Source organism: Gimesia algae (genome assembly GCF_007746795.1).
Classification (GTDB): domain Bacteria; phylum Planctomycetota; class Planctomycetia; order Planctomycetales; family Planctomycetaceae; genus Gimesia; species Gimesia algae.
Window position 1 is genome coordinate 7,829,157 of sequence record NZ_CP036343.1, and the last position, 16,190, is coordinate 7,845,346.

15 protein-coding genes are annotated in these 16,190 nt (G+C 51.9%); 7 read left to right on the plus strand and 8 right to left on the minus strand.

Going from position 1 to position 16,190, the window contains the following annotated elements:
- Positions 1 to 4: 4 nt before the first annotated feature.
- Positions 5 to 841: an SGNH/GDSL hydrolase family protein gene (locus Pan161_RS29885; protein ID WP_232103562.1), complete on the minus strand. Its 837-nt coding sequence runs from the start codon at positions 839 to 841 to the stop codon at positions 5 to 7.
- Positions 842 to 1,468: 627 nt separating this feature from the next.
- Between Pan161_RS29885 and Pan161_RS29890 the strand changes: the two genes are divergently transcribed.
- Positions 1,469 to 1,939 carry a hypothetical protein gene (locus tag Pan161_RS29890; RefSeq protein ID WP_145232367.1) on the plus strand — a complete coding sequence of 157 codons (471 nt, stop codon included), beginning with the start codon at positions 1,469 to 1,471 and terminating at the stop codon, positions 1,937 to 1,939.
- Positions 1,940 to 2,416: 477 nt separating this feature from the next.
- Here the strand turns inward: Pan161_RS29890 and Pan161_RS29895 are convergent, their stop codons facing one another.
- The 6 genes from Pan161_RS29895 to Pan161_RS29920 form a co-directional block, all read right to left on the minus strand.
- Complete coding sequence (locus Pan161_RS29895) at positions 2,417 to 2,668, minus strand: carbon storage regulator (protein ID WP_232103799.1); 252 nt, start codon at positions 2,666 to 2,668, stop codon at positions 2,417 to 2,419.
- A 46-nt stretch (positions 2,669 to 2,714) separates the two neighbouring features.
- Positions 2,715 to 3,098 carry a hypothetical protein gene (locus tag Pan161_RS29900; protein ID WP_145232368.1) on the minus strand — a complete coding sequence of 128 codons (384 nt, stop codon included), beginning with the start codon at positions 3,096 to 3,098 and terminating at the stop codon, positions 2,715 to 2,717.
- A 98-nt stretch (positions 3,099 to 3,196) separates the two neighbouring features.
- Positions 3,197 to 4,969: a hypothetical protein gene (locus Pan161_RS29905; RefSeq protein WP_145232369.1), complete on the minus strand. Its 1,773-nt coding sequence runs from the start codon at positions 4,967 to 4,969 to the stop codon at positions 3,197 to 3,199.
- Between the two features lie 72 nt (positions 4,970 to 5,041).
- Positions 5,042 to 6,532 carry a HEAT repeat domain-containing protein gene (locus tag Pan161_RS29910; protein WP_145232370.1) on the minus strand — a complete coding sequence of 497 codons (1,491 nt, stop codon included), beginning with the start codon at positions 6,530 to 6,532 and terminating at the stop codon, positions 5,042 to 5,044.
- Between the two features lie 90 nt (positions 6,533 to 6,622).
- Entirely contained in the window at positions 6,623 to 7,063 is a 441-nt protein-coding gene (locus Pan161_RS29915; RefSeq protein WP_145232371.1) for a DUF4275 family protein, read from the minus strand.
- A 49-nt stretch (positions 7,064 to 7,112) separates the two neighbouring features.
- On the minus strand, positions 7,113 to 7,838 hold the full coding sequence (locus tag Pan161_RS29920) for a metallopeptidase (protein ID WP_232103563.1): 726 nt from the start codon (positions 7,836 to 7,838) through the stop codon (positions 7,113 to 7,115).
- A 248-nt stretch (positions 7,839 to 8,086) separates the two neighbouring features.
- Here Pan161_RS29920 and Pan161_RS29925 point away from each other — a divergent pair, with 248 nt between their 5' ends.
- Positions 8,087 to 9,100: an alpha/beta hydrolase gene (locus Pan161_RS29925; protein WP_145232372.1), complete on the plus strand. Its 1,014-nt coding sequence runs from the start codon at positions 8,087 to 8,089 to the stop codon at positions 9,098 to 9,100.
- Positions 9,101 to 9,121: 21 nt separating this feature from the next.
- Here the strand turns inward: Pan161_RS29925 and Pan161_RS29930 are convergent, their stop codons facing one another.
- The gene (locus Pan161_RS29930) at positions 9,122 to 10,117 is read right to left on the minus strand and encodes an AraC family transcriptional regulator (protein ID WP_145232373.1); all 996 of its coding nucleotides are present in this window, start codon (positions 10,115 to 10,117) and stop codon (positions 9,122 to 9,124) included.
- Between the two features lie 530 nt (positions 10,118 to 10,647).
- Here Pan161_RS29930 and Pan161_RS29935 point away from each other — a divergent pair.
- The 5 genes from Pan161_RS29935 to Pan161_RS29955 all read left to right on the plus strand — a co-directional run bounded on the left by Pan161_RS29935 (position 10,648) and on the right by Pan161_RS29955 (position 15,859).
- A complete protein-coding gene (locus tag Pan161_RS29935) occupies positions 10,648 to 11,628 on the plus strand; it encodes a DUF1559 domain-containing protein (RefSeq protein WP_145232374.1) in 981 nt (326 codons plus the stop codon).
- Between the two features lie 121 nt (positions 11,629 to 11,749).
- The gene (locus tag Pan161_RS29940) at positions 11,750 to 12,193 is read left to right on the plus strand and encodes a hypothetical protein (protein ID WP_145232375.1); all 444 of its coding nucleotides are present in this window, start codon (positions 11,750 to 11,752) and stop codon (positions 12,191 to 12,193) included.
- A gap of 172 nt (positions 12,194 to 12,365) precedes the next feature.
- Positions 12,366 to 13,913 (plus strand): hypothetical protein, encoded by a 1,548-nt coding sequence (locus Pan161_RS29945; protein WP_145232376.1) that lies wholly within the window; start codon positions 12,366 to 12,368, stop codon positions 13,911 to 13,913.
- Between the two features lie 426 nt (positions 13,914 to 14,339).
- Positions 14,340 to 15,425: a hypothetical protein gene (locus tag Pan161_RS29950; protein WP_145232377.1), complete on the plus strand. Its 1,086-nt coding sequence runs from the start codon at positions 14,340 to 14,342 to the stop codon at positions 15,423 to 15,425.
- Positions 15,422 to 15,859 (plus strand): DUF1573 domain-containing protein, encoded by a 438-nt coding sequence (locus Pan161_RS29955; RefSeq protein WP_145232378.1) that lies wholly within the window; start codon positions 15,422 to 15,424, stop codon positions 15,857 to 15,859. Before Pan161_RS29950 ends, Pan161_RS29955 begins: the two co-directional genes overlap by 4 nt.
- The last annotated feature ends 331 nt before the right edge of the window (positions 15,860 to 16,190 follow it).

Consider the following 16,190-nt stretch of genomic DNA (forward strand, 5'->3'; position numbering starts at 1 on the left):
TTCGTTACTGCTTCTTTTCTGTTTTCGCCTGTTTCGCCCGCAGCAGTTTTGCCATATACTCTGCCGTCTCATCGGCGATCACATTGTAACCCGCCAGGTTGGGATGACGGTCCGAGTACCAGCCGGGCAAGTCGCCGAGAATCGGATCCAACTCGTTCGCCATCACCACCACACTGCCATTGCGCACAAACGGCTTCACCAGTGCATGATATTTTTCCGGAACCTTCGCCAGCGGATAACGCCGATAGGTGAGCATGTTCTGCCCCTTCTTCAGCTCTTCTGCATAACGGGGATAGATGTCGAAGACTTCCAGGTTTTCTTTCTTCGCAACGTCAAATACCAGATCGTTAATTGTTTTACTGTCTGCTTCGTTTGCAAAGGGAATCACCGTCATCGGAATCAGCACGGCATCAGGATGATCTTTTCGCAGACGCGCCAGCAACTGATGAAAGTCCTTGGGAAAATTCTCCGGAAAGTTCTCACGGCGGGCCCGGTCATTCAATCCATAACGGATGAAGATATAATCCAGGCCCGGCAGCTTGGCAGCAGCGCGATCGTAGCGTTTTGAATCAAACAGACGCTTGATATATTCGCCGCTCAAACTCGAATTGATCACATCACAGGCTGGCAGATCCCCTTCCGCAGCCAGCAGTTGTTCCAGTATCTGTTCCAGATGCGGACCTTTGGGCTTCAGTTTTCGAGGAATACTTCCCTCCGTCGTACTGTCGCCGAGTAACAGGATCTGTACTTTCCCCTCATGCTCCGCATTCACGGCTGCGGGAACAGACAGGATCGAGATCACAGTCATTAAAACAAATAGAGGAAGTCGTCGTAACATCATCAGAGAAGTCCTGTAGGTAAGTGGGTGGAAGCAGGTGGGGTCGTAATCGGGTAAGCAGCTGAACTGATCAGCCTCGTCTTCATTATGGGGTAGTCAGGCAGCAAGTGCAATTTACAAACCGCTTGATTTGAGCAGCCTGTATCCACGTTTACTGCAACGTCGCTCGGGTGATTTGGATTGAGTCTAATGGGTAAACCGTCCGAAAACCAGCTCTCAGACGAGCACTGCTCATACTCGGTTCCTGCAAACATTGAACTTGACCACTGCGCGCCGCCGGCGATAAGCGCTGTTTTGGGTCGCGCGCGTGCCCAGTTTACAGAGCACTGAAACACGCGCCAGTTGTTCTCGATCTTCACTACAATACAACCTGTTTTTTCCAGATCTTCACTGCCTGAAACAGCACCAGTTCGCCATGTATGCCTGCGGGTCGCCACACTTCGCAGTACTTCGTCCCGGCACCGCTTCAGTACCGCCTCATATCGGGTCCCCATCAACACAGTTCGCCACCCTGTTTGCTTTTGAAACCTGTTGACAGCGTCGTGCCCTTCGCGAAGATCAGACGCCATCGGGATGCAAACCATCATCCACGCCATCAGAATCCCATAGTCACAGAAAGTATTTTGAAACATGACCGACTCTCCTCCTGGACCGCGTGTCCGTACCTCTCGCCAGAGATCAGAACAGATTGTACGACTGATAAAAAAAATGATTGGTCGTGGCTCCTATCTCTCGGAAATCAAAACCGCCATCGCCGAGGAATTCAACCTCAGCCGCCGTTCCGTGGAACGCTACATTACCCGTGCCCGCCGCGAGATGCTGAAAGAAGTCGAGCAGGGCCTGGAACAGCACCGCGCCGATTCGCTCTACTTTTATCGCTCCGTGATTGACAGCCCCAAATCTACCGAACGGGATCGGCTCCGCGCCCGCGAACGTATCGACCGTCTGCTGGGCCTCGACACCAAAGCGACTCCTCGCAAAAAAGCCTGGCTCCGCAAACTCACCCCGGAAGCCCTCCGCAAGATGTCCAACGCAGAACTCGAAGCAACCCGCCAGCGCGTCATCAGAGAACGCGAACAGTCACCCGACGAATATTACTGAAAGACACCCATAGAACCAGCTGAAAATCAACGACCGGTGATCACTGCGCTGCAGGATCAACTATCAATCTGAAAATGTGACCCTCAGCAAGAACAAATTCAACTCCACAGCATGAACCGCGGTTCACGCAAATCTTCTACGACCACAAATAATATGAAACCACACGAAAGCAAAGGGTGATACCGGATGCAATCCGGTACGAGCGCAGCGAGCAGGAGGTCGCAACTCACTCAACCGAATCTGATAAAGTATTACTACCAGATCAAATACAATCCCCGAATAACAATTAGAAATCTAGATTCAACTCAGACAAAGCTGGTTTTACTCACAACCTCCTGTTGTCTCCGACAACCCCGGATTACATCCGGGGCCACCCCAGGCTCTGACTTCTCAGCTATCAGATACTTTCGTGTTTTTTCGTGGTTTCGTAGTTCAAAAAAATCAATCGCTATGAACTTGTCCGATGGGCTAAACCTGTCAAAGCCGCGCGAAGTCTGTTCCCGGCGGTGCGGTGATTCCCAGACGAACTTTCTCATCTCGAATCTGAATCACTACGATTTCGATCTCGGTGGTAACCTTAACGGTCTCGTTCATGTAAAGAATCTGTTCCACCGGCAGCATATCTCCCACCCCACTGACCACCAGTTGCACCTTATTGAAGCGAATCCAGCCGACTCTGACCTGAAAGTCATCGATCAGCAGGCTTTCGCCCGTTTTTCGCGAGAGCACCAGCAATTCCGATTCCTTTCGTTTTCATCCACGCGGGTGCCGACTGTTATTTCACATCCTGTTTTACCGGTTCACCCTGATCTGGTTCTTCAACTGGTTTGCCCGTCCGCTCCTGTCCCGCCACAAAGACTTTACCGTGATCGACTTCCACTGTCTGCCCCACTTCCAGCATGCCGTAATTCAGCTCATTCACCATCAATGCTTCGTTCTCGATTTTGACTGTGACTTTGCCACAGCTGAAAGTATAGGTGGCATCATCCCCAAACGTGGCGGAGGAACTCGACGTCATCGCACTCCCCGGCTTGACCATGACATGATGCGAGCCCATGTCCGTTTCACTCTCAGCATTCACGCTGACATTAAAGGAGCAGCCCGGCAGCATTGACACCGCAACCAGCAACATCAGACTCGAACAGAAAATGCAACGCATGGCAACCACCTTGTTTAATACGGACTCACTGAGAAAAAGAGCACACTTTTTTATTGTAATTCGAAGTACCAGACATCAAAGAGCAATCACTGCGATTCTCAAGAATACAGTGACAGTTCGCGTTCGATCTGCTGAACCAGTTGCTCAGGAATCTGAGACTGAAATCGGGCCAGCATCTCGCCGATCTTCTCCCTTTCTTCCGCCGAGGGACGTGTGAAGACACGGTAGCTTTGCCCGGCGCTGCACCAGCTCTGAATCATCGCCGCCGCTACCGCTGCTGTTTCCGACTCGGAATGCACGACCGCTTCCAGCAACCAGGGAAAACTCGACCATTTTCCCTGAGCCGCAAGCAGCTCACAGGCATAGCTGCGTGCATAAAGCGTATCCGCTTTCAATACCACTGCCAGTAGATCTTCACTGGCAATCTGTGTGATCCAGGGACGCAATGACCTGCCCGCAGTGCGGACCACCCGCGGGCTGCTGTCGCGTAAAAAAGGCATCACTTCCGAAATCGCATCACGTTGCAGCAGACGAACCACCGCGCGAATGCCCGCACAACGTCGACTGGGAAACGGATGCACGCACAGAGTGCGCAGAAATTCCAGATCGGTTTCTTCTCCCACCGCCGCCAGCCCTTCAATGGCCGGAAGCGACTCCGGATTTTGTACAACGGCATCACGACAAAATCGCACTGCATGACCGGGATCAATCCGGTTCAGATAATAACAGGCCATTTCCTGAATACTGCGACTCCGATCCAGTAGAGCCGCCTCCCATCGGGAGACGGCATTCGCAGGATCTAATGCCGCCAGCTGCCGAAACGCTTCACTGCGCACCGGCAGAAACGGATCACTGGCCAGCCGCTCTAAGAACAGCATACGGTCCTGAAAGGGCAGCTCCTGACTTGCTTCAACCGGCAACGATCTCAGACCGCGACAGCATTGATAGCGAATGACAGGATCTTTCGAAATCAAACCATATAACAAAAGTCGCTCGCTGGGTATTTCGAGACAGGTTAATGCGCAGCGCACGAAGGTTCGGCACAGTTTGGGGTCTAATGTCACAGCACCCACCAGGTGCGATAATTTCATACCCTGCTCTTCTGTCAGCAGGAGATTGACCATGTCGCATATCACATCACTGTGATCATACCTGTGCCAGGTCTCCATCAGCAGAATCAGTTCTACTTCCCGAAACGAAAAACTGATTGTAAAGATCCCATCATTGATGCGCCGCCTGACTTCCCTCTGTGCTGCTTCGGCAATTGGTTTGACCCAGTCATTCTGTCTGATGATTAGAGCAGGCAGTACACTGCAGACTTCTAAATCTGCCATATCCCGAATAAAGCGATTCCGCATGGACTCTGGAGCATCTTTTAGAAAGGGATAGTCTCTAAGAATCAAAGCCGTGTTTACGCTGCTGGTGTCGATGCCTGTCAACAGTCGTACTGCTTCCTGCCGCACGTAACCATTTTTATGAAACGAAAGGAGACTTAAAACCGCAGCCCTCCCCCGTAGATCCGAACTCCCGGCGATCGCCGCCACGTCAGCCGGCTGAATCCGCGTCCAGTCTTGCCCGCGATAACCGGCTTGTTCCCATAAAGACTGTTCTTCCAACGCCAGCAGATCCCTGGCGGAAATCTGCTCCAGCAGTGCAGCAACCGTCTCCCGCGCCGCTGCTCTCGTTCCGCTATTAGCACTAGTCAGAAAATGAGCCACATACGGCAGTACCGCCGGTTCGTTCAATTCCCCCAGCTTCCGCAGTAATCCAGAGACATCCCTGCTCCCCAGAATCTGGCGAAACCACGACTGCCTGCGCTCACTCGCAGCGAGCTGATTCACAATGTCCCAGGCAGCCGTAGACAGTTTCATTAAAGATTCCAGTAACCACAGTCGTTTCACATACGTCCATTGCTCCATGGACACCTTCGCTGCATTCCGGGCTCACTCATTTTCGAACTCAGGCAGGATGACATTCCGTAGCGGCAAGATTCGCTCGCGTAATCCATCCATTTCCCACTGGAGATATACCGGGAGACTTTGAATATTTACTTCTTCAACGGTCATCCATTCGTTCGATTGCCTCTGAAAAGGATGTCGGGCCTGCCACTCCAAAACAATCTGATGTACCTGGCTGCATTGCGTTTCAAGCAGAGCGGCGCGGCACTCGGCTGTTTGATCGGACTCATCAGACTCCCTGAAAGCATCCAGCAACTCCTGACGACTCCAGGGCTGATCTATCAAAGCCAGCACGGCTGCTGCGATCATCCGATTATTGGGAATTTCTGAACGTAATGCAGCACGAAATAACTTCAATGCCTGCGAAGGCCGATACTCCAGAGCCAGGACAACTGCTTCCCCCAGGCAGTATTGATGAACGTTCGAAAACACCTCTGCCGCTTCGGGAAATGAATATTGATGTCGAAACAGAAACTCCAGGCATTGCCCCCAGATTTCAGGCCTCGGAAATTCATCCACAGATCCTGCTGGATTAAACTGTTGATAAAACTCATGGATGAGGGGGCACCAGGTTTTGTCATTCCGTTTCAAAAGCATTTCCAGTGCGGTTTCCACTTCAGGAATCCCTTGCTTCAAGATGGTCGTTATGTATTCATCCAGAAACACACTATCGATCTCCTGTAATCCTTTGAGCGCCACTTTCTGCTGATTTTCTTCCGCAAACAGGCGGATCAGTTTCTGCTCCCGCAATGCAATCACCTGCTTCGCCGCTTCAGTAACGTTGCCCTCAACATTTTCCGCAGTCTGCAGATCACCAACCAGGGGCCAGTCACCAATCACGGCTGCCAGACGCATTAAAAGGTGACTGTCTTCGGCTGCCGTTTCAAACCACGTCATCTGGCTCGACAGTGCCCGCTCATCAAAGGCCAACTTGACGATAGACGTCCTTTCTGAATGAGCTTCCAGAAACGCCGCTTCCTGCAGTTCTGTGAATGCCAGTTTGATGGTCTCAAAGGGCGGTCCCTGATCACTGAATTGAGGGTGCAGTTCCATCAGCCGTTTCTCCCAGATTTCGGGAGTTTTCAGTGTGCTTAAATAACACTGATAGAACCACGGCTCAAACCAGTCGGAAGTATTATCGAAAAAATCGACATCAATCTCGATGCCACTCAACCGATGCGTTACACAGCACCCACGTCCATGCAGGTTGTATTCCCAATCTGCCAGGCCCGGCACTACTCCACGACCTTTATCAGGTGGATGTGCGGCGTACCCTCTTTGCGCGAGGTCTTCGAGTTTGACTCCCAGGCGATCCCGGACAATCTCTGCTACAAACGCCTGTCTCTGCCGATGCCGGATTAAGGAAAACAGTGTCCAGGTAGCCCAGGGTGAAAGTGCAAACGGCTGAGGCAGCCAGGTAGAAATCAATTCATGCACGGATACCGATTGATCACAGTCCACTGCGACACGCTGCAACAGGTTATCATGTAGGGAATCGATGATTTTCTCCCTCGATCAGTTCGCTGAAAGCTCAATGTTTCTCCGCATTCATTCACACAGGATATTTTAAGATCCCGTATACCAGGTTTGCCATTCCTTTCGCGAATAAAATGGGCCGAGACCTTCTTCATGAGTGCACGCCATCGTCCAGTCGAGGTCACGATTGCACACAAACAGGTCATCCCGATATTCGCTGAAATCAGGCATTTTTTCTGCTTTGCAATAGTAGCAGGTGGAATCAGCACTCGGACTGGGAAAGACGACAAACGCAACTGGCGACTCTTCATTAAATCGTCGTAACGCCTGTTTTCCAGTGATATATACCGCATGCTCATAGGTAAAAACATGCCAGAATAGCCCTCCAGTCGGAACCCGAAATCCAAAGGCAAACGTGTTCTTCCACTCACTACGTAACTGACCTGCAGTCTTTGTATCAAACCGTTTTACGATCTCAACTGATTGTGAAGTCAGGAATTCCTGAAGCTTCTCAGAATTTATTCTCATCATTCTGCTTTTCGTTTCTTGCGGTCAACATGAAACTTCAATGGGCACACCCTTAAGGCACCGGTCCCCAGATTTTCGCCAGCAGTGCAAACATCGCGGGATCGTGATGTTTCAGTTCGGCGCGGACGAAGGGGTAGAAATCGTTGACGCCAAAATACGCTTCGGTCGATTCCGCGAAATATTCTTTGTGGTTGTTCAAGCCGTAATGCCTGACTTTGATTCCCGTATGACAGAGCACACTCTCGTAGATGCCTGCCTGCTTCGCCACTTCAAAGGTCGCAATGATCTCCGCCTGGTCGAAGCTCAAGACCTGGTCGTGATAGGCGTGCGCCAGCTCATGCAGAACCACATACGGATGCTGCGCCCACATGTTGCGATTGAGCAACTGCCGGGCGACGGGAATATGCACATGCTGCGCCAGTCGCGGATCATAGCCGTGCGCCTCCAGCCAGGCACGACTGGGATGGTACTGCATTTTATCCAGCTCTGCATGCTGTAGATCGACCCAGATCCGAAACTTCTGCAGCGCCGCCACCCGTTCCGGCGGCACGATGTATTTCACCCGCTGCAGATGATTGGCGAGTGCATCCAGCGTTTTCCTCCCCTCTTCGGCATGTTCTTTCGAAAACAACTGCGGGTCCACATCCACCGTCCAGCCTTCAATCTGCTTTTCCACCGGATCAGGAAACGATTTTTTTTCTTCCGCCGCGAAAGAACTGCGCAGCGGGATCAGCAAAGTACAGAGCAGAAAACAGACAATGAGCAACCGTGGCGACATGAGAGACCTCTGGGAGAACACGAACCATTCTAAAGAAACACAATCAGCGGCTGACATCATATCAAACCGGGCGACAGATCCCACTGGTTTTTACCTTCAGAACAGCTAGACTGTGTCCAGTTTTACTGTAGCGTCTCCAGGGCCATTTGGACAGAGTATACTAGATTGTGAGACACTATGGTTAAATGTGATACGCTCTAGAATAAAATACAAAATCATTTCCTTTCTTCACTTCCAAGTAATGACTCATGAATACGAAATCACAATCAGCCTGGAAACGGTGCCTGCCCTGGCTGGTCCCCTTACCGCGTAAGATGTTTGAAAAACCACAAACGGGGAAACAAATGCTCGTTTATTATCTCTGGCGGGTGTCCGCATTTTATGTATTCCTGCTGATTCTGTTGATGCTGATCCAACGCTGGCTCATCTATCAACCCACGCGCGTCTCCTCTTTATCCGTTGATCAGGCCAATAGTCCCTTCGGTGTGATACATGAGATTTCCACTACGACAGAAGACGGTCTCGATCTGAAAGGCTGGCATTTTCTGGCAGGGCAAGTCGCCTGTAATGATCAAGCAGGCTGTGACGCCGAGTTGGATAAAGGACGTCCCGTCGTGATCCTGCTACACGGCAATGGCGGAAACCGACTGCATCGCGTGGAAGACTGTCGCCTGCTGGCCAGTCTGAATCTGCATGTCTTCGCTTTCGACTACCGGGGCTACGCCGAAAACCCGGGCAGCCCCAGCCAGACCGGCTTGCTCAAAGACGCCCGCGCGATCTGGAAGTACGCCGTCCGCGATCGCAAAATCAACCCTTCACGCATCATCCTGTTTGGTGAATCACTGGGTGGGGGCGTCGCCACTCTGCTGGCCAGCGAACTCTGCGAACAGAAAACCCCGCCCGCGGGACTGATCCTTCGCTCCACCTTCAGCTCCATGGTCGACGCTGCCTCCAGCCATTTTCCCTGGATCCCCGTCAGCCTGTTATTATGGGACCGGTACCCCAATCAGCGGCTCATCGGCAACATCACCTGTCCCATCCTGATGATTCACGGGACGGCAGATCGTATCGTCCCCTGTGAACTGGGTGAAAAGTTATTCGCGTCGGCTCCCGAAAAGTCCGCGTCAGGCATTCCCAAACGCTTCGTGAAAATCGAACTGGGCACGCATAACGGCCTCTTGTACGAAGCCCGGGGAAAGCTGGTCGACGCGTATCACGAGTTCACCAGCCAGCTCGCTCCGCCTGATCTGACAGAAAAATAAGCAAAACTGCAGTCACGGGATTCAGCGCACGTCCGCCTGAACCCGCTTGCTGCGAAAGTCGCTCGGTGTTTCGCCCGTCAGCTTACGAAATGTCCGCGTGAAATAGGCGGGAGAAGAAAATCCGAGTGTGCGACTGATCTGGTCGATCGTCATCGTCGGGTTGCCCAGCATCCGCTTGGACTGCCAGATTTTCAATTCGTTGAAGTACGCCATGATCCCGCAGCCATAGGTCTTCCGGAACACCGTTTTTGCCAGTGTAGGGCTGACATGCAGTTCGCGGGCCACTTCCGGAATCGTCAGACGATCGTTGACGCGGTTCAACAGTAACCGTCGAATCTGTAATGCGACATCGTCTTCGGAATCCAGCTCCACAGCCGGCGCCAGATGTTCCAGCACCAGCGAAAGAAAAACGAGCAGGCGGCTGGTCAGTTCAATCTTGCGATGCGCATGTTCGGCGATGAGCTGATCCGCCATGCGCCAGAACGCATGCTGCAAATCCGGATTACCGGCCGAGCTGATCCGATGCACGCCGGTCACCAGCGTCTCTAATTCTCTGCACGCTTCTGCAATTCCTGAATTTTCCGGCCAGTCTCCCAGCCGCTCCAGATCGATCAGAAACGCGACAGTCGAAGCGGTATGCGGGCCTTCATTCGACCAGTGATGATCCACGCCCGGACCAATCATACAGAAGTCGCCCGCATCAAGTTGATAATCTCCCGTGGGTGTCTTCAATGTGAGCGGTCCCTGCAGACTCCCATGCATGGCCATCACGGCATGATTGTGTTTCTGAGTGGTCGTTCCTGCGGGAAAATGTCCTGAAGTAAACCGCGCGAACGGACCGGGAGTCTCATGATAATACGCCAGATAACTCCAGCTCTGCCTGAGTGACTCCAGCCGCTGCGGACGCGTCGAAGGTAAGTAATAGGAAAGATCCGCCTTCTCAAAATCCAAACCGTTATCGCGCTGGAGAAAAGGTTGAATTCGAGGCTTGTCACTGATGATCGATTTGGAAGACATAGGTGAGCCCAGCTGTTAACTGTAGATCTTGGGGGCGAACGCGCTTTGTTACCTGGCAGGATCTTGTACCAGCCGTGTATTCCATGTTTCACAGCCAGAGCAGGGGACCCGATTATAACCAACTCGAAACAGCCCTCGACAGGTTAATTTACTCAATAAAGCTTACAAAATCGTAAACGACTGTCCCCAAATAAGATAGATCAATCTTTTTTGATTGACCAAACATGTCCGATAGTGAAATCTTTCTGTCTGATAAGACATGTTCAATGCCAGATCTCGGTGTAAAGTGGACTGATGACTGAGATTTTCACGTTTCCTGCAGGCGTCCTGCCGCCTCGATTGTGATTCTGACTTGATGTCAGCATCGATCCTTCTGCCTGGGCCCCTGTCAGGCCCGGTGTTCATTAACTCTGTTAAGGCACGGGTAGCCCCTGGCGGCTACTTTAAAATTCTGCGCTCTACGAAAACCTGAATGTTCATTTTTTAACCATATTTATTGGTTGATCAATTTTAGAAAAGGACGAGGTCACGTGAGACGAAAAGCATTTACCCTGATCGAATTACTGGTGGTCATCGCCATCATTGCCATCCTGATCGCTTTATTACTGCCGGCAGTACAACAGGCGCGTGAAGCAGCCCGTCGCAGTGCCTGCAAAAATAATATGAAACAACTAGGACTGGCGTTTCATAACTATCATGATGCATTTCGTACCTTTCCGATTGGCGCCCAGGTCCCCATTTATCAGGCCAACTGGCGCGTGTCGATTCTGCCTTATATGGATCAGGCCAATCTCTACAACAGCCTGACACAGACTCCGGCAAACGGCCGCGGCTACAATACCTACAACGGCTGGACCGGTGATGGCGGCTACGGAACGGGCGCTGGCTCTAACGAAGCATTGAACAAAGTCCTGGTCACTCCCTTTAAGTGTCCCTCCAGTTCCACAGACCCGTTTTATGCGGGAACCGCCAACGGCATTTCTCCCGGTCAGGATAGAGGCGACCTGGGGATGACGATGGACTATGTGGGCATCGCAGGCGCCTACACTGCCGCGGCACCCTTCAACACTAATGCCGTCGACAACACCTATTATGGAGTGATGGGGCAGAACGGAATGCTGCAAATCGGCAAATCCGTGCTGATGCGTGACTGCACGGACGGCACTTCGAATACCATCATGGTCGGTGAAGATTCCGGCGTTATCGCTGGCGTCGATTATCGCAAAAATCTTTCGGGGGGCTGGTCGGGTCATCGCGGTGTCTCCACCAGTGGTGGATCGGGATACGGCGGAGGGGGCGTGGTCACCATTCGTTATTCATCCAATCCGAAAACCAAACCCGCTTACACAGGCGCCGGATTCAATAATGGTCCGCTCACATCGTTCCACGTCGGTGGCGTGCATGCCCTGCTGGCCGATGGAGCCGTCCGCTTCCTCTCGGATAATATCGACTTCAATACACTACTGGCGCTGGGCGCCATTCAGGACGGTAAAGTGCTCGGCGAATTTTAACTCCGGTTGACAAACCATAGGAGTGCACCCGGTCGGTACACCGCCGACGGGATGCACTCCAGACGATTTTGCTAACGTTCACAATGATGTTGCCGTCACAAAATATTCGGGAGACTCCTACATGCTGGCTATGATTCCTGCTTCTTTGAGAACACATTCTCTACTTCGTAACTGTTCCTTCTACTGTGCTGCTTTCCTGGCAGTGACCCTCCTGACAGGCTGTGGTGGCACATCTGTCGCTTCCAAACCGATGGGAACCGTCAGCGGTACCGTCAGCCTTAAAGGCCAGCCGCTGACTGACTGCCGCGTGAATTATATTTCAGAACAGCTGGGAGCCAGTGCCGGCGGTGATCTGAAAGAAGATGGCTCTTTCACCCTGGATGGCCCGATTCCAGCCGGCTCTTACAGCGTGTTCATCTCGCTCCCCAGCGAGTTCACCCCCGCTCAGGCACAGAGTAATAAAGGATTATCACAGGTCCCTAAAAAATATCTTGGTTCTTCCACAACAGACCTCACCGCAGATGTCTCTGAAGGTGAAAGCAGCCACGACTTCGATTTGAAATAGCGGACGCCCGCAGCCTGGAGCTCAGAGATTTCTCTTTCTCACTAATTTTCCCAAAGAACGGGTCCCGCTCTCTCAACGGTCCAGTTAAACTGGAATGGACCTGGATCACTTTTCCCGGCACTGACTGATCTGACTTAGATTGACTACTTCCCGTTTCAGAAAACAGGACACCATGCAACGCATTCACGAACTTGCTCGCCCCCACGTATCCCGTACTTTCAACCGACTGACCACCACACTGGTACTGCTGACTCTGATCAGCCTGCTGACACCGGCTATCACCGCTGCCGGCGAACTCATGGCGGGAGCCGCCAAAGTAGATATCACCAATCGAAATGTACCCGTCAATGACCCCCTGTTTGTGAAAGCACTGGTCATCAAAGACGGCGACAACACCGCCGCCATCGTCACAGTGGACGCTGTCGCCATTGGCGAGATCGGTTCCATCACCAACGAATACCTGGGCAACGTACGGACCCAGATCGAACGCGATCTGAAAATCAAACCCGAAAACATCATGGTCAATGCCAGCCACTGTCACGGCATCGTCTGTGCCGACGTCGAAGAGCGCACCATCAAAGCCATCAAAGAGGCCGCGAATAACCTGGTTCCCGTCAATGTCGGTGTCGGCACCGGTCACGAAGACCGCGTGATGGAGAACCGGCGGCTATTTCTCAAAAACGGCAAAGAAGCCGACGTCCGTCATGCTTATTCGCTGCCTCCCGATGAAGAAGTCGCTAAAATCGGGCCCATTGATCCTGAGATTGGTATTCTGAAGCTCGAGAAGAAAAATGGCGACACACTCGCCGTCGTGTACAACTTCGCCGTGCATCCCATTCAAGGCGTTCCCAGCAAAGGCAACACCGCCGACATGAGCGGCTTCGCGTCACAGGTGATTGAAGACAACCTCAGCGACGGCACAATTGCTTTGTTCGTGCAGGGTTGTGGCGGGGATATCAATCCCGCGCAATACAAAGATGTCGACAATCCCCGCGATGCCGAAACACTGGGCAACCAGCTGGGACTCAGCGCGCTCAAAGCGATCCGCAAGATCAAATGCACCGACAACAGTGACCTGACCGTCTTGAATGAAACATTGACGCTTCCCCGTTCCAACAATGCCACGCGGATTGAGTCACTCAAAAAAGAACAGGAACAGCTGCTGAATTCGCTGCAGGGAACCAGCCTGAACCTGAAAACGTTTCTGCCTCTGATCGTCAAATACAAACTCTACGACGAACATCCTTCGTACTATTCACACCGTTATCTGCTGGAAAAGAAACTGGGCCGCGATGGTCTGGCCAAGCTGGACGCAGAGAATCGCGCGAACATGGAACGCTACATCAATAACGTCTACAAGATGGAAAAGATGACCCGCAACAAAGCCAACCTGGCGCTGCTCAACAAACATCAGACCCGCAACCAGGCCGCCGGCAAAACGCTTGACGCGGAAATCTTCGGCATCAAGGTCGGCGACTTCCGTATGATCACCTTCCCCGCGGAACTGACCGTTAACATCGGCCTGAACATCAAAAAGAAGTCACCGTTCGAAAACACATTCGTCGCCGGCTACACCAACGGGTACAACTATTATGCCCCCACAGCCGACCAGCTGAAAAACGTCGGCGGCGCCCAGGAAGACAGCGACTGCATGCTGGCCCCCGAATGGCAGGCCCTCTTTGAAGCCAAAGCCCAGGAAATGATCAAGCAGCTGAAGTGATTGGCTAAATCTTCTCAAACGACTTCATCCATGGGTGCCATGGTCGGCTCGCCCGACCGTGAGCGCACGATTTACGGTTGATCTAATTTGCCCCGTTCACACCGAATGACAAAGGAACCTCAATACGGCGGGTGCAGAGGTTGCGGTGTGATCGGTATCGGGTGAGAGAGTTCGCCTCATTCTATTTACTGTCGAAGGGAACCCGATTCTGGAAAGAACGCAACAGCCGAGACCTCCTGCTCGCTGTGCTCGTACCGGATTACATCCGGTATCACCCTTTACATTTTTCGCATTTGACGACCTTAATCTCAATATTTGCGATTAATACTTATTGCTCTTTATCAAAATAATTAGACAAAGATCCAGTCACCTGATTTCTATCAGTCAGATCATACAGTCCTCAATATTTGTGTGGAGCGTCAGGGCGTGCCAGCTGAAAACAGTCTCATTCTCGTTGTGACATTCTGGTCTGCGGCTTTCATGCCGACAATGATTCTCTCTGCCAGCGAATCGGAGGCAAAGCTTCCCGTTAAGCACTCCCTGTCAGAACGCGAATTCCGGGCCCAATACGCGCACGCGGTGAAAAAATTCAAAGCGGCTTACCAGAACATCGAATGCCGGGCAGAATGCCAGTCCCTGTTTGATGACCCGAACGAACCCTCTCGCCAAAAACGATATGTCTATTCCGAACATGTGCGTGCGAAGGGAAATTCGATTGTCGCCGAACAGGATTATGCGGCAGAGACTCCACTCGGGGGAATTTATTCCAATGAGATTGTCTGCGCCACGCCAGACTATGCGTTCGAGCTTGATAAAACCAGACCAGACAATCCCTACCTGTTAACTTCGGTTACCCACATTTCAACCGCACATCTTAGAACGCGATTGAGAATCATCATGGGGCATTATAAGGATTGGTATTTGTATGCCGCAGGTTCCCTGGACGGTTGCTTATTTGAAGAAATAATTGAGAAGCCATCTTTTAGTGTCACAAAGCTTGAAAGAGTTCCCTCACAAATGGAAAGGGGAGAACAGCTGGTCGCGCTGGACTTTAAGGTGACTGAAGATCCCTGGGCCATTTCAAGTGGCCATATCGTGTTCGCCCCTGACAGGAACTGGGCCGTGCTGGAATTTCAGTACCGTTGTGATTATTCGGCTACTGATTATTCAACTTACGCTGGCAGGAACTTTTTTTCTTCTAACCAGAAACACGAGATCCCTGTCCCTGAAAAATGCGAACATAAAGTGCTGCACTACCATGCAGATATGTTGCCGATCAGCGATCGTTATTCTGCGACTCTAAGCGACTTTTCTCTGGGCACCGTGGATGATTCGGTTTTTCTTCTATCGCATTACGGCTTACCCGACAGCCCCCTGGCGGCTCATCCCCCTGAGAAAAACAAACTGATGCAGTGGTTCCTGATCGGCAATGGCATTCTGCTGGCGCTGATCGTCTTTTACGTTATGATTCAACGATTTCGCACAGCTCAAACTCGGGAGAACCTGTCATGAAGCGCCTGTCTTTCAGACTGAAGTCATTCCTGACTCTCTACTTTGCTGTGATCCTGGTGGTGGCGGTGATTTTTTATGGCACATCGCTGTTCGGAGCGCCGCAGATTGTGGCACCTCTCTGTGAATTTAAAAATATCCCTGCCGATGAAACAGCACGACAGAAGATCACCGTCCAGAACCCGACCCGTCAACCACTCCAGTTGATCGGTGCGATGGTTCCCTGCACGCTTTGCGGATGCGCTTCCACGGAGGGTCTGCCTGTGACCATCCCGCCAGGCCAGAGTGGCAGTGTCACAGTCTTATTCAAAGCAACCGCAGCTGGCCCGTTCAAAACAGAAATTGAACTGTATACCGACAACCCTGATCAAACCATCGTTCGACTACAGGTTCGCGGGACAGTGAAACCGGATGCAGAAGATCAACCGTTGAAGTGATGCGGTTTTGACTTTCGAAATGCATCTCGCAGGGGCACGACCCATGTGTCGATCCGCAGGGTGGTGGTGATTGCAGGTCCCATTACGAACTTTTATCTGAACTTGTCCGTCCTGAATAACAAATGAACCTCAATACGCGGGTGACACCGAATGAAATTCGGTGTTGGCGCAGACAACATGAGGTTGCGGTGTGATCGGTATCGGGTGAGAGAGTTCGCCTCATTCTATTTACTGTCGAAGGGAACCCGATTCTGGAAAGAACGCGACAGCCGAGACCTCCTGCTCGCTGCGCTCGTACCGGATTACATCCGGTATCACCCTTTACTTTTTT